Source organism: Leptospira brenneri, from assembly GCF_002812125.1.
Lineage (GTDB): Bacteria > Spirochaetota > Leptospiria > Leptospirales > Leptospiraceae > Leptospira_A > Leptospira_A brenneri.
In genome coordinates this window covers 290,260-303,820 of the sequence record NZ_NPDQ01000004.1, presented here as the reverse complement: position 1 = coordinate 303,820, position 13,561 = coordinate 290,260, and the positions used below count along the sequence as shown (strand labels likewise).

The 13,561-nt window shown below is 38.4% G+C and carries 12 protein-coding genes and 2 tRNA genes; 8 read left to right on the top strand and 6 right to left on the bottom strand.

From position 1 onward, the window contains the following. Window positions 1–2 precede the first annotated feature (2 nt). Together CH361_RS10620 and CH361_RS10615 are read right to left on the bottom strand one after the other, a co-directional pair. On the bottom strand, window positions 3–1,454 hold the full coding sequence (locus tag CH361_RS10620) for a hypothetical protein (protein ID WP_100790782.1): 1,452 nt from the start codon (window positions 1,452–1,454) through the stop codon (window positions 3–5). A gap of 90 nt (window positions 1,455–1,544) precedes the next feature. After that, window positions 1,545–3,107, bottom strand: a complete 1,563-nt coding sequence (locus CH361_RS10615) for a hypothetical protein (protein ID WP_100790781.1) — start codon at window positions 3,105–3,107, stop codon at window positions 1,545–1,547. A 147-nt stretch (window positions 3,108–3,254) separates the two neighbouring features. Between CH361_RS10615 and CH361_RS10610 the strand changes: the two genes are divergently transcribed. After that, the gene (locus tag CH361_RS10610) at window positions 3,255–4,790 is read left to right on the top strand and encodes a hypothetical protein (protein WP_100790780.1); all 1,536 of its coding nucleotides are present in this window, start codon (window positions 3,255–3,257) and stop codon (window positions 4,788–4,790) included. Window positions 4,791–4,918: 128 nt separating this feature from the next. Next, window positions 4,919–5,926, top strand: coding sequence for a glycosyltransferase family 2 protein (locus CH361_RS10605; RefSeq protein ID WP_100790779.1), 1,008 nt, complete (start codon window positions 4,919–4,921; stop codon window positions 5,924–5,926). A 65-nt stretch (window positions 5,927–5,991) separates the two neighbouring features. Here CH361_RS10605 and CH361_RS10600 read toward each other — a convergent pair whose 3' ends face one another. Next, complete coding sequence (locus tag CH361_RS10600) at window positions 5,992–7,533, bottom strand: phosphatase domain-containing protein (RefSeq protein ID WP_100790778.1); 1,542 nt, start codon at window positions 7,531–7,533, stop codon at window positions 5,992–5,994. Window positions 7,534–7,586: 53 nt separating this feature from the next. Between CH361_RS10600 and CH361_RS10595 the strand changes: the two genes are divergently transcribed. Together CH361_RS10595 and rfaD are read left to right on the top strand one after the other, a co-directional pair. Beyond that, window positions 7,587–9,362 (top strand): UbiD family decarboxylase, encoded by a 1,776-nt coding sequence (locus CH361_RS10595; protein WP_100790777.1) that lies wholly within the window; start codon window positions 7,587–7,589, stop codon window positions 9,360–9,362. Between the two features lie 82 nt (window positions 9,363–9,444). Then, window positions 9,445–10,416 (top strand): ADP-glyceromanno-heptose 6-epimerase, encoded by a 972-nt coding sequence (rfaD, locus tag CH361_RS10590; RefSeq protein WP_100790776.1) that lies wholly within the window; start codon window positions 9,445–9,447, stop codon window positions 10,414–10,416. Window positions 10,417–10,421: 5 nt separating this feature from the next. Here rfaD and CH361_RS10585 read toward each other — a convergent pair whose 3' ends face one another. From CH361_RS10585 to CH361_RS10575, 3 genes are all read right to left on the bottom strand, one after another. Further along, on the bottom strand, window positions 10,422–10,721 hold the full coding sequence (locus CH361_RS10585; RefSeq protein ID WP_100790775.1) for an ArsR/SmtB family transcription factor: 300 nt from the start codon (window positions 10,719–10,721) through the stop codon (window positions 10,422–10,424). A 151-nt stretch (window positions 10,722–10,872) separates the two neighbouring features. Next, window positions 10,873–11,640 carry an SDR family NAD(P)-dependent oxidoreductase gene (locus CH361_RS10580; protein WP_100790774.1) on the bottom strand — a complete coding sequence of 256 codons (768 nt, stop codon included), beginning with the start codon at window positions 11,638–11,640 and terminating at the stop codon, window positions 10,873–10,875. A gap of 69 nt (window positions 11,641–11,709) precedes the next feature. Next, a complete protein-coding gene (locus tag CH361_RS10575; protein WP_100790773.1) occupies window positions 11,710–12,402 on the bottom strand; it encodes a histidine kinase in 693 nt (230 codons plus the stop codon). A 214-nt stretch (window positions 12,403–12,616) separates the two neighbouring features. Here CH361_RS10575 and CH361_RS10570 point away from each other — a divergent pair. The 4 genes from CH361_RS10570 (at window position 12,617) to nusG (ending at window position 13,560) form a co-directional block, all read left to right on the top strand. After that, a tRNA-Thr gene (locus tag CH361_RS10570) sits at window positions 12,617–12,688 on the top strand. 5 nt (window positions 12,689–12,693) lie between these two features. Next, window positions 12,694–12,767: transfer RNA gene (locus tag CH361_RS10565), tRNA-Trp, on the top strand. A gap of 41 nt (window positions 12,768–12,808) precedes the next feature. After that, window positions 12,809–12,997, top strand: a complete 189-nt coding sequence (gene secE / locus CH361_RS10560; protein ID WP_100790772.1) for a preprotein translocase subunit SecE — start codon at window positions 12,809–12,811, stop codon at window positions 12,995–12,997. 8 nt (window positions 12,998–13,005) lie between these two features. Then, window positions 13,006–13,560, top strand: coding sequence for a transcription termination/antitermination protein NusG (nusG, locus tag CH361_RS10555; protein WP_002973653.1), 555 nt, complete (start codon window positions 13,006–13,008; stop codon window positions 13,558–13,560). The last annotated feature ends 1 nt before the right edge of the window (window position 13,561 follow it).

Here is a 13,561-nt window from a genome sequence, read left to right as displayed (position 1 = left end):
GATTATTTATAATAGATATCACAACCAGCTAGTGGTGTTTCTTTTTTAGGGTAATTTTCCTTTACCAAAATTTGAAGAGGATGCACAAAGTCTTGGTTCAAAGTTAAATCTTGATCAGCCTTTTCAAGTTGTGTTTGGTGACACCATTGGATGAAGTCCACACCTTTGATTTCCCTAAAAACTTTTTTTACATCAACATCAAAATTTTTTGAAAACAACGGGTCAATATAATTAACTGGTTGTACGTATTCTGTGGGGCTCAGTTGATTTAAAAAGATATAAGTGGCATGAACACCACTCGCCACAAACACTGTCCCTCCACCTAATTTTTGAATGTTTTCTGCGATGATACGGCTATGGTCTGGAATATGAGATAAATCTTTTTTCCATCGATTGCTGACTGAGTTCCAAGAATATAAAACTAAAAACAAAGCGAATATGGATAATTGCCATGAAACTTTTCTTGCGGGTGTTGCTAAAATGGCAAGGGGTGGTACGAGCGCTAGAAAGTAATGTTGGAAGTAATAACCAGTATAACTGGCTCCGAGTAAAGCTGTCAGTGTCAAAGCAACAAGAACGATTTTGTAAGAAGTAAACTTTCTGTCAGAAAGTAGGGTAACGAATCCGAGAAAAAATAACGGCCAAAATAAACTGATTAGCGTACCAAAAGGGAATCCAATCGTTTCGTTTGTTTGGTGTTTTGAGGAAACAGTTAGTAGCGCATCGAAAAATTCTTGTGAATGGCCAAGGAAATAGTATATCAAAATGCTGGTACCAATCGGGATCACAAAGGTGCTCATCTCTAAGCAAATTCGTAAAAACGAAGTGGATTCTGATCTTTTCCAAAGGGCATATAAGCCTAGGAACACAACATCAAAGAAAATAATATATTTAATGAGAAAGGCGATACCCAATAAGAAAAAAGAAATGGATATAGAATTTTTTCTGAAGAAGAACGAAATGCCCAGCCATTCATAAAATAAGAAGTAAATTTCAGAATTTGCTGAAAGCCCTGAAGACAATCTAGAAAAAAAATATAAAACCAAAGTTCCGCAAAATAATCTTTGGATCCAGGATTGGTTTTTCACAAAAGAGGAAACCACCATTGCCAAACCGAGCAAGTGCAAAAAAGAAGTCCAACGGAGGACTTCCGTATGATAAGGCAAAACTAATAAGGAAATTGCGTGAATTAAATAGATTCCAATTGGTTTTATATCCCAGAGGTCTACATATGGGATTTTTCCTAGCAGAATGCCTTTTCCCATAATAAAATATGTAATTTCATCCCAGTCCAAAACAGAGACAGAAAAAGTAAAATAGCGGAATGCGTAACCAAAAAGGGCAAGAACAATCCCGAGACTCAGGATCTGCGGAATTTTAAGTTCTCGATTTTCGAAAAAATTGATGAATAAAACAAAAGTAGACCGGAGTAAATTTACAATTTTAGATTTCACTTATGATCCCAAGTATAGGTATTTTTCGAACTTATCTTAAGTCTAGTGAATTTCAATTTTTGGTTTATTTCTTTTTCATTTGCATTTATGTTATCGATTCATACAGTTTGTTTTTTTTAAGTTTGGGTGGAAAGGTAGGTTGGAAAGATCTATTGCTTTTGTAAAGTTATCTTGGTAGTAGCAACTATTCCATAGTGAAACAATTTCTTTTTGACTTGCCCCAAAATACTGAACATACAAGGAAAATAATAAACAAAGTGTTATCATGAATTGAAGAACGTGACTTTTCCAAATGGTGATCGGAATTAGGGAAAAAGCCAGAATCGAAAAAATATTGATGTCTGTTAAAAATCTCGCACCATATGAATGGCCTCCTTCCCAATATACATATTTGGCATAAAATAGAACTAAGAGTAATTCTGGTATAATAAGAGATAAAAACAATGCTTTCTTTGTGATTTTTGAAAACAGAAGAAATGGGAAAACTAAAAAAGGAGAAAAAATATAATATCCAAATCCTGGACTTACTGTTAATCCCAAGAACCCTTTCCAAAAAGAATTTGAAAATAGATCGCTGTAACCTACTAATGAATATGCTAATCTATGTAACGAATACCCTCCCAAGTAATGGGCATAGTTAGAGTCATTTACCCAACCTAAGAAAATTCCTGTGAGTAAAAAAGATAGAACTCCACCAAGAGCGAACCATTTGTAATTTCGAATGTCTTTCAAAATCATTAAAGCAGGGAAGGATAATAAGAAAATTGAACTTGGCCTTGAGTAAATCAAAATTGCTGCAAAACATCCAATTAAGAAAAAACGCAGGTAATTGTATCCAGAGGAAAATAATAAATATAGGATGGCTGCTATTAATAATTCTATGACTGTATGTTGCCAAAGTCCTTGAGACGAATTAGAAAAATGTGATGTACATAAAGCATAAATGAATACATAAACAAATGCAGCCCGTCTCGTGTTGGAAAATGGCTTAGAAGAAAGAATTAAATATAGTAGGTAAGCCGTTATTGTCGCAAGGAGAGCCGCCGTGAATTTTTCCAGACGAATCAACGTTGGTAAGACCTTTAAAAGCGAACTAGAATCATTAAGATCCATCGGTTGGATTAATGGATGGATCAAAGACAATACTTTAAATACGGAAAAATTAATAAAGCCAGGCGTCCAAGGGTAGGTCGGTAAAATCTCTTTTGTCCCTGGTACTAAGTAGTATGGTAAAACTAAAAAATAGGAACCCACCGTATGAGGGAGACTTGTCATTTGTCCCTGAAGAGAAACTAAATCTTCTTTTGTGATGATCTGTGGATTCGTTTTATCCAAGAGAAATTCAAATCTAAAATCGAAAACAGGATCAAACCAGAGCGGCAAAAAACGTGCGGGGATTAAATCCGAAGACGGAACTGGATTTGAGAAAGAGAAATAAAATAAAAAAAGAGAAACGAAGGCAAGGTCAGTTCTGGTTTTTTGTGCCAACACAAAATAAATTAACAGCCCCAAGGTGGCAAACCTGATTAGTTTTGTAGAAATTAGAAAACTTCCAGTGTATAGATAGAAAAAGGAAATAAAAACAAAGGCAAACGTGACCAAAATGGATAGGTAGGGTTCTGCTTTTTTTATGGTTGTTTGTAAAGATAACATCTGAAACTATCCCAGGTTAGGTTTTGAGTCCTTTTTTGCTATTCTTTTTGATTAGTCTATATTTTTTTTCCGAAATAAACCTTTAGCAAAACAAATATAAGTTTTTGAATACACAATTTTGATACCAGGTATGGAGTATGTCTATAAATGAAATTTGATGATCTAAAAAGTCTTTTTACCAAGAGTAATGTTCTGAATTTGAATAAACCAGAAGTCCAAATCATTGGTTTATTTCTGACCTTTGTGTCGCTTTATTTTTTTGTGAATTTATCCAGCTTTTCTGGTGAGTATTATTTTGTTACTGATCTTGCTGCCAATGATTTCCAGATTATGGAAATCCTCAGTGGTAGAATCGCTTACGGCCCATACTCGAGGTTTCAGTTCAATCATCCTGGCCCTGTGTATTTTTATTTCCTCGCTATATCGGAAAAAGTTTTTTCCTTTTTTGAATCGAATTATGCTCGTTATGTATTTTTTACCTATCTTTTCAATACAACTTGCCTTGGCTTTGTGTTGTATCAATTGACTAAAACTTTCAAATCTCTTTGGCCAGCTGTTCTTCTTTGGATTTCGTCCTTTTTTGTATGGAAAAGTTTAGGTTTTGGTTTCCTTTTCGAAACTTGGACTCCTTATGTAATGATTTGTCCATTTCTTGTTTTTATATTTTCTGTAGTCAACCTATCAGAGAAAAAATGGTGGTACCTTCCTATCTTTATCTTTGTTGCTTCCTTTTTATTCCAAGTGAATATCATGGGAGCCGTTCCATTCGGAATAGGAACTTTCTTCATTTTATACTATCTCTTTCAGGTAAGAAAAACAATAGATTGGAAACGAGAAAAACTATTCTTTCCCGTTCTGATTTCAGTTTTTGTTTTATTTCTTATTTGGCTTCCGGTGATCATCGATTTTTTCCAGAATTTTCCCGGGAATATCAGTAGTGTTTTGAAGTATTTGTTAAAGGGAGGAGGAAATAAAAAACCAGTAGAAGTTTTTTCGTTTGTCAAAACTATGTTGGATTCTACTTTTCCTTTGCCCTATGCAGGATTTTTTTATGGACTTATCATCCTCATACCTTTTTGGAAATCGGAAGGTCTCAATTCTTTTGCACTAAAACTTCGTAATTTTAGTTTCTTATATACAATTGTTATCTTGTTTACTTTGTTTCGAATGAAGGGACCTATTGTTCCTCATCTATTCTGGCATTTTGATTCAGTCATTGCGGTCCAAGTTTTTCTTTTGTTTCTTGTTTTTTTTCATAAAAATTGGGAAGCAGATTGGAAACCGAAACAAGTGGTTTGGGTTATGTTACTCATCGCATTTGTTATTTTGTTGTATGGGAAAGAACCTCTTCGAGAAAGAAATTTATTTGTAAAGGAATGGGTAAGTGCAGTTCAGAATTTAGATGATAAATTTGTTTTGCATTGGGATTCGAATCCAAAAGATTTTCCGCAAGGGAATTTGGTTTTAGGGGTTGCTGCTGAGTTAAATCGCCAAGGTAAAAAAGTTTGTTTGACGGAACCTTGGTTATTTTTAGTCCCTCGTACCTATCATTGCAGTCCAGAGGCCCTTAAGTCTTATACCGTCCTTAAATTTGAAACTCTTGATTCTGAAGTCCGCGATTTAGTTCGAGACGGAAACCAAATTCAATATCTCAATTCATTGGTGAAGATTCAGAAAAATTAATCTCTTCAAGCCAAAGTTTGCTTCTGAAAATAGTTTTTGGAAGCAAATTGTAGTGGCCTTTCCTAAAGGATTTCTTTTCATTTCTCTGGAGTGCTAAATTCTTTCTACGCAGTAATTTAATTTAAAATATGCATTATCATCTTTTCCCAAGAAAAAAACCAAATCTTCTTTCTCTCATCATTCCTTGTTATAATGAAGAAGAAGTTTTAGATATATTAAAAAAACGATTAAAGGAAATCATTCCGAAGTTTCAGATAAAAACAGAAATCATTTTAATCAATGATGGTAGTTCTGATACGACTATCGTGGGACTTCTGCAATGGGCGAAAGAGGATCCAAATGTTCGTGTGATCTCTCTTGCTAGAAATTTTGGACATCAAATTGCAGTCACTGCAGGAATGGACCATGCACGTGGGGATGCGGTGGTTGTGATGGATGCTGATTTGCAGGACCCTCCTGAAATCATTTTGGAAATGTTGAAAAAATATGAAGAAGGGTATGATGTTGTGTATGGCCAAAGATTGGCCAGGTCCGGTGAGTCTGTTTTTAAAAAAATCACTGCTTGGGCATTTTATCGACTGATGAAAATTTTAGTCCATAAGGACTTGCCGCTAGATTCGGGGGATTTTCGACTCATTTCTAGACGTTGTTTGGACGCATTAAATGGTCTTCGCGAAAACCATCGTTTCCTTCGTGGAATGAATGCTTGGATTGGTTTTCCGCAAGCTCCTGTGTATTATAATCGTGATGCACGTGTTGCTGGTGAAACAAAATACCCTTTGCAAAAGATGTTAAAACTTGCAATGAATGCTGCGGTTTCCTTTTCTCCGCTCCCACTTCGATTTAGTTTGGGGCTTGGGATTGTTGTTGCGGTGATTGGTTTTGCTGTTGGTGTTTACGCACTCTTTCGTGCCTTCCAACATTTTATTTTAGAAATGCCTATTGTTTATAACCCAGGCTGGGCCACGATCGTTACCTTGATTTGTTTGATTGGTGGTTCTATTCTCATATCCATTGGAATCTTAGGAGAATATGTAGCTCGCATTTTTGAAGAATCAAAGGGTCGTCCGCTCTATGTGGTGGAATTCACAGAAGGAATGACAACTAAAACTAAATCAAAAAAGCTAAGTCGATAGATACTGCTTTTTGTAGAAATTCTGTTTTAGATTTATAGTGATCATGATTCAAAATTTCAAAAGTTCTAAGACCTAAAGGCAGAAACTAAACCATCTTTTAGTTTTTGCCTGGTTCCTTCTGCCGAATTTGGCAAAGTTAATTCCTCTAATAATTTCAATAAGAATACTTCATCCACCAGTTTTCCTTCCAAAACCTTCCCAATCATTCCCGCCACAACCGTTAGAATTTGTTCGATAGAAACATATTTTTCGGATTCTAAAATAATCCCCATTCCCAGCGCACCTTCTGTTCCGTAAAATGCTTGTTTGGTTGCAAATAGCGACTCATACTTCCCCGGGGGAAGTGCGTCCTTAACTTTCTCGCGCATTTCGGTTTCGTTTGGGCCGTGATTTGTTCGATTGATCAGGCTCAATGCCACTGGATTGGTATGCCCATGAATTCTATGAATTTCCTCTGCAAACAATCTGATTTTTTTGGCGGCATCTCTCGTGATAGCATCACGTCCCAGGAAGTTCAGTTTGTACAAATACTCTTCTAATTCATCCCCAGTCAGTTTTCCCAAACAAATGACTTGATATAGAGTAAAAATCATATAATCAGATTCTGTATTGTCACCGAGTAAAATTTCTTTGGTTTCCGTGGGGAGATAAATTCTATCATAAAGTAGGATGGAAAGTTTATAGGACATTTGGTCAAAAAGACTTTGGTAGGAAGCACCGAGGAATTTTTTTGTACGAGACCAAGCAGGTTTAAAACCGTTTTGTAAAAACTCGATCGGATTAAATATAGTTCCAAGAACTTTATCAAAAACACCTTTGATGGTTCCTTCTAGATATTTTAAATGTAAGGATTCAATTTGAATTCCATCTTTGGCGATAGTCGCAAGCATTGTTCTACGAAAAAAATGAGGACTTGCTGAGATAAAAGCGAGTGGGGCATTGGAAAGGGAAACTCTTAGTTCTCGATACAGTTCTGGCATTCCAGGAAGCGCCTGTTTTTGGTTTGGTGTTTCGAAGAGGGCAGTGAACTTTCCTTTTCCTGAATGGATGTCTGTTGCCAGATAGGTTTGGTCGATGTCAGAGGTAATTACGATCCCTTTATAATCTTCTGGTAGAATTCGAAGTTTCCCCTTTCCTACAATCGTAGTTTTTCCTAAAATGGAATCCTCGGTGGAGTTTAGATGTGCTAGGTCTTTGGAATACTGACGAAAACTATCCAAACCTTCCAAAACCACTTGAAAATCATGAAATCCAATAGGCAGTTTGTCTCTGATTTCGCAGGAAAAAAATCCATCTTCATCCGCTTTGATTTTTCCTGAAGTATAGATTTTATTACCCTTGGCATCATAAACTTCTAGTTTCAATACCGGTTTTCTAACCGGAGCGAGAGAAAAATCTAAAAAAGGAGTGATTTTCGTTTCCTCACCGATAAAAAGCCCTGTCACCAAGTCCCAAAGGCCTTCCGCTTTCATGAGATCGGTAATCCCTACATCTACCACTTGCCCTCGAACATAGGAACGTCTCTCTCTTCCTAAAGATCCTCCGCAGACAGCAATTCTTTTGATATCGGTAATGATTGGTTGTGTGGTATTTGGTTCTTGGGACATAGAATTTATGCCCTTAAGAGTCTAAGAAAACAAGGAGCCGTCCATTCCTTTTTATGGTTTCATTACGATCCACCAATGATTTTGTCCGACTTTTGCAAACGGAAGGAGAACTCCATGTTTTTTCCGAACCCGTGGATCCTTATCTGGAACTTGCTGAGATCCAAAGACGGGTTGTGGCAAAAAAAGGCCCAGCTCTCCTCTTTACCAATGTCAAAGGAACCAAATTCCCGGTAGCCACCAATCTCTACGGATCCGAAAAAAGAATCCATCTTGCCTTTGGTCCAAAACCAGTCGCTACCATCCAGCGCCTTGCCAAACTCGCCAAAGAAATTTTTCCACCTAGATTTTCTAAACTTTGGAAAGAGCGTTCTCTTGGTCTTTTGCCCTTCCAAGTGGGTTTAAAACAAGTGAGAAGGGCCCCTGTTCTTTCTGGTAACCTTCTATCGACAAACGAATTACCCCAAGTGGTTTCATGGCCAAAAGATGGGAGCGCTTTTGTGACTCTTCCCCTGGTTTATACACAGCATCCCGATTCGGGAAATGGAAACTTGGGAATGTACCGGGTGCAACTTTTCGGCGGGAAAACCGTCGGGATGCACATCCAAATCCACAGAGGTGGTGGGTTTCATTATTACGAAGCAGAAAAGAAAGGAGAGGCACTGCCTGCTCACGTTTATATTGGTGGACCACCCGCACTCACCATTGCTGCTGTGGCACCACTCCCAGAAGAAATTCCCGAACTTGTCTTTGCATCTTTCCTGATGGGGGAAAAACTCCGGATGACCAAAGATAAATCGGTATCACCTTATCCGATTGTTGCCGATGCCGATTTTGCTCTCATTGGTTCGATTCCGCCTTACGCACGAAAACCAGAAGGCCCTTTTGGGGATCACTACGGATACTATTCTTTGTTACACGATTATCCCTATTTGGATCTGAATCATATCCTGCACAGAAAGGATGCGATTTGGGCCGCCACGGTTGTAGGAAGACCTCCTCAAGAAGACCACTACATCGCAGAGTTTTTACAAGATTTATTATCTCCCATGTTCCCTTTGGTCATGCCTCAAGTTTTGGGTGTATGGGCTTATGAAGAGTCAGGTGTACATTCTCTTGCTGCTGCTGTTGTCAAAGAACGTTATTTCCGAGAAGCATTTATGGGTGCCCTTAGAATTTTGGGAGAGGGCCAACTATCTCTCACGAAATGTTTACTCGTGACCAACGAACGAGTGAATTTAAAAAACTTTTCAGAGACATTTCGTGTGATCACAGAAAGATCTGATCCAAGAACTGACTTTTTTATCTTTAGTCATATCAGCCAAGATACTTTGGATTATACAAGTGGAACAGTAAACAAAGGAAGTAAACTTTTATGGATGGGAATTACAGAAGCTAGTACACCTGTGAAATTTCCAAACCTACCTCGGGAGTTTTCTGGCAGTTTCAAAGACAAACGTTTCCAAAAACCAAAAGTATTTTTACCAGGAGTTCTTGTGGTACAAGGCTCTAGCTTTTCTAAAGAGGATCATTTGGCAGAAACTTTACTCGGAGAAAACTTAAGTCCTTTCCATTATGTTTTTCTGGTGGATGATTCAGAGGATGCAGTGAAAACTGATTCTGATTTTATCTGGACTATGTTTACAAGGATGGAACCTGCCTCTGATGTGTATGCGAGAACGGAAACCAAAGGGAATCATATTTCGTATCAGGTTCCCATCGTTTTTGATTGTCGAATGAAACCTTGGATTCCAGAAGTTCTCATTCCCGATCCAGAAACCACAAAACAGGTAGATTTAAAATTTGGAAGGATCATTGATTCCATTAGATAAATGAATGGGATTTTATTTTTCGTCCTTTGAATAAAAAGTTTATAGAAAGAAACCTCAGACAGAATAGATTAAAAGAAAATACATGGCAAAAAAACTCACACTAGTCACTGGAGGCGCAGGCCTCATTGGATCGCAAATCATCGAAGATCTAAATCATAATGGGAATACTGATATCTTGGTTGTGGATCATTTGGGAACAACAGAGAAATGGAAGAACCTACAAAGAAATTTTTTCCAAGACTATTTTGAAAAAGATAAATTTGAATCTTTATTAGATTCCAATAACTCTATTTTGAACGAGATTTCTGAAATTTACCATCTGGGTGCCTGTTCTGCCACAACAGAAAAAGATGCTACGTATTTGATCCAGAATAACTTTCATTATACGAAAAAGTTAGCTGAGTTTGCTGTGAGTAAAAACATACCTTTTCTTTATGCTTCCAGTGCGGCAACTTACGGGGAAGGGGAATTTGGATACAATGACAAAGCACCCATCGAAAACCTAAAACCTCTCAATATGTATGGTTACTCCAAACAGTTATTTGATCTTTATGTCAAGAAAATGGGAATCGCGGACAAACTCGTTGGGCTCAAATACTTCAACGTTTTTGGATACGGGGAAGCTCACAAGGGGGAAATGAGGAGCCTTGTATTGAAAGGTTACGAACAAATCCGCGACACTGGGAAATTAAAATTATTTAAGTCTTACAAACCGGAATACAAGGACGGGGAACAAAAAAGAGATTTTCTCTATGTAAAGGATGCGAGTAAAATTAGTATATACTTACTTTCTGAACGAAAGTACGGATTGTACAATATTGGACGGGGAATTGCAGAAACTTGGAACGATTTAGCGAACGCAATGTTCGCTGCTATGGGAAAACCTGTAAATGTAGAATATGTGGAAATGCCTGAATCCCTGAAAGGGAAATACCAATACTACACCTGTGCAGAAATGGAAAAGATAAACCAAACAGGTTATCCCTTCGGTTATACAAACCTAAGGGACTCTGTTGCCGAATATGTGCGTCTCTTATTAGAAGAAACGACCTAATCTGTTTACTTTTTGTACACTTTTACGATGGTTTGGATCAGATCTTTGAACTTAGGATCTTTCAAACTGTAAAACACTTGGTTGGAGGACTTGCGAGACTCCAAAATTCCATTGTTTTTCATCTTACTAAGGTGTTGAGAGGCTGCCGATTGGCTAGTACCTAACAATTCAACGAGCTGACCTACGGTTTTTTCTTCTTTCGCTAAGGTATAAAGAATGAGTAGGCGGATCGGGTGCGCTATTCCTTGGATCCCTTTGATCGCTTGTTCCAATTGTTGTTTTGTGAGTTCTGTTTTTATTTTCATCAGTAAGAGTTCCGTTATATCCTTATGACGAATCTATCCAGTATTTACCTACGAAATTTTTTTCGTTTGTAAAAAAAATGACAAACTTTGGGTGGAAGGGGTTTACTCTCTTCCGTGTTTCCGAAGAGAGTAAAAAATGGATTAATCGAAGTTAGATTCGGACTCCACCAGAAATTTCTAGAACCACACCAGTCACTAGGTCGTTGGAAATGATGAACTCTGCAGTGGACGCAATTTCATCTGGTTCTCCCAATCTTCCGACAGGGATGATGGATTTCCATTTGTCTAGTGCTTCTGGGTTCATGTCCTTTAGAACCATTTCGGTTCCAATAAAACCCGGAGCAATCCCTGCCACACGGATTCCAAACTTTGCAAGTTCTTTGGACCAAGTCACAGTCATTGCCGCAACACCTGCTTTAGCCGCGCTATAATTAGTTTGTCCTGAGTTTCCGTGCATCGCAATGGAGGCAATGGGAATGATCACTCCCTTCTTTTGTTCCACCATCTTTGCTGCCGCTTCTCTTGCCGTTAGAAAGACTCCCGTTAAGTTCACGTCAATGACCGATTGCCATTGGTCGATTCCCATTTTTCCTTTTACTTTCCCTGTTTCTTTATCCACACGGATGAGAAGACCATCTCTAAGGATTCCCGCATTTAGAATAGCGACATCAAGGCTACCTTGGAAAGCTGCTGCCTCTTCGATGAGACGAATGCTGTCTTCTTCTTTTGCGACATTGGCAACAATCCCAGTAGTTTTGATCCCTTCCTTTTGGAAGAGAGTTACCGTTTCATCCAATTTATCTTTTTGGATGTCAGAGAGAATGATATTAGCTCCGGCCTTACCCAAACGGTAAGCCATTGCTTTTCCGAGTCCACCGGCAGATCCGGTGACGAGAATGTTTGCACCTTTTAATTCCATGTCCACCAGTTTCGAAAATGGTGAACAGATGGTCGATACAATTAAGAGTAGGGGTGAGGGAGTTAGAAATTAAATTTCCGCAAGTTCCGCACTACGAAAGGACACATAATTGTCGTTAAATGGAATTTCTACTCGAGCCACGGTTCTATCCGCATGTGTGATGATCCTAAATAGGTTAGGGTCAACTCCTTCGTTTTTAAGAAGGATCATGATAAGAGCGATTCCAAGTCCCGCACCTTCTGTATTGTCCATATTGTCCATATAGAATTCAGCAATATCATTATAACCCATAGACTTCTTCATCTTTTCTCGCATCCGTGCTTCTTCGGTTTTGATGACGGGGGTGTTGTTTGTGACTTCTACAAGAAGTCCATCGAGGCAGTAGTGGAATTTGATTTGAACGTAAACTCCACGAGCAAGGCAACGTTTTCCGTATTCGTCAGCCATCTTCTCGGAAAACTTTTTGGAGTAATCTTTGATCCCTTGGAGGTAGTCACCTTCGTCGGTGATATCGAGTCCCTCATCTTCGAAGAAGACTCGTTTTTGGTTGGCTTTGATTCCATTGATGGTTAGTTCTTTGGAAATTGTATAAAGCATCTCTACGAAGTGGCTTTGACCAACTTCACCAAGAATGTTTGTAATCAGACCTAAAACGTATTGTTCTAGTTGGCGATTCATCCGAGAGGATCGTACGACAATTTTCGATTTTGCCTTTACTAAATCGGGGATTTGTGTTTCTAATTCTATAAAAGGTTTCGCCACGAATCATTCCTTACGGTGGGGGACTTATCCCACATGGTTCTATTATCGAACGGGGAAATCCACAACTAAAATCACAAGGGAAATTCGTGATTTTTCCTGTTTTTTTACCATTTCCAGGAAATAAACTCATTTTCCATTGACCAAAGAGCCTCATTTAAAATAGTGTAAAAAACCTAGCCTCGCTTGGAAACCCGCGCTTGGGTGGGATAAGTTTGCCCTCTTAGCTCAGTGGTAGAGCACTTCCATGGTAAGGAAGGGGTCACCAGTTCAAGCCTGGTAGAGGGCTTGTTTAGGGCTGTAGTTTAATGGTAGAACTAGGATCTCCAAAGTCCTTGGTGGGAGTTCGATTCTCTCCAGCCCTGCCAGACTGCAGAATATATAGAATTAGAGAACAGGACAAGGATCAATGAAAGCTACGAGTTTCATTCAGGAATGTAAAGCAGAACTTGAAAAAGTACATTGGCCTACACGCCAAGAGATTGTAAGTTCTACCGTTGTAGTCCTAGTTACAGTATTTATCTTTTCCCTATTTTTATCAGCTTCGGATTTTATTTTCCTGAAACTGTTAAAGTGGTTCTGGGCATTAGGAACATAGGTAGGGACGTGGGCGATTCTTTAGATAAAAAATGGTATGTTCTTCAAACTTATTCCGGTCACGAGAATAAGGTGAAAACAAACATTGAGAAGATGGTCCAACAACAAAAGCTGGAAGACCAAATTTTTGCGGTAAAAATTCCTTCGATGGAAGTTGCCGAAATGAAAAACGGCAAGAAGAAGGTCACAAAGAAAAAACTTATGCCGGGTTATGTTCTTGTTGAGATGAACATGACCGATGACCTTCGATTTAAAATCCAGAACTTACCTTCTGTGTCTACATTTGTAGGTGGGAAAGGAAAGGGTCCGGAGCCACTTTCACTGGATGAGATTAAAAACCTCTTCAGCGATGTAGGAAGTGTAGAGTCGGAAGAAGTTTCCAGACCTCGTTTCCTATTCAAAGTGGGTGAGACATTGAAAATTATAGATGGTCCGTTTGCTAATTTCACAGGTCTTGTGGATGAAATCTTTCCTGATAAAGGAAGACTCCGCGTTCGTGTAGAAATTTTTGGAAGATCCACTCCTGTGGAGTTGGATTATCTCCAAGTAAAATCGGAACAATAGA

What these genes read in the sequence shown, in the direction of transcription:
- CH361_RS10615 (WP_100790781.1), bottom strand. Translation starts at nt 3,107, where the DNA reads ATGTTATCTTTACAAACAACCATAAAAAAAGCAGAACCCTACCTATCC.
- CH361_RS10585 (WP_100790775.1), bottom strand. Translation starts at nt 10,721, where the DNA reads ATGAAAATAAAAACAGAACTCACAAAACAACAATTGGAACAAGCGATC.
- CH361_RS10605 (WP_100790779.1), top strand. Translation starts at nt 4,919, where the DNA reads ATGCATTATCATCTTTTCCCAAGAAAAAAACCAAATCTTCTTTCTCTC.
- CH361_RS10595 (WP_100790777.1), top strand. Translation starts at nt 7,587, where the DNA reads ATGGTTTCATTACGATCCACCAATGATTTTGTCCGACTTTTGCAAACG.
- rfaD (WP_100790776.1), top strand. Translation starts at nt 9,445, where the DNA reads ATGGCAAAAAAACTCACACTAGTCACTGGAGGCGCAGGCCTCATTGGA.
- CH361_RS10600 (WP_100790778.1), bottom strand. Translation starts at nt 7,533, where the DNA reads ATGTCCCAAGAACCAAATACCACACAACCAATCATTACCGATATCAAA.
- secE (WP_100790772.1), top strand. Translation starts at nt 12,809, where the DNA reads ATGAAAGCTACGAGTTTCATTCAGGAATGTAAAGCAGAACTTGAAAAA.
- CH361_RS10610 (WP_100790780.1), top strand. Translation starts at nt 3,255, where the DNA reads ATGAAATTTGATGATCTAAAAAGTCTTTTTACCAAGAGTAATGTTCTG.
- CH361_RS10580 (WP_100790774.1), bottom strand. Translation starts at nt 11,640, where the DNA reads ATGGAATTAAAAGGTGCAAACATTCTCGTCACCGGATCTGCCGGTGGA.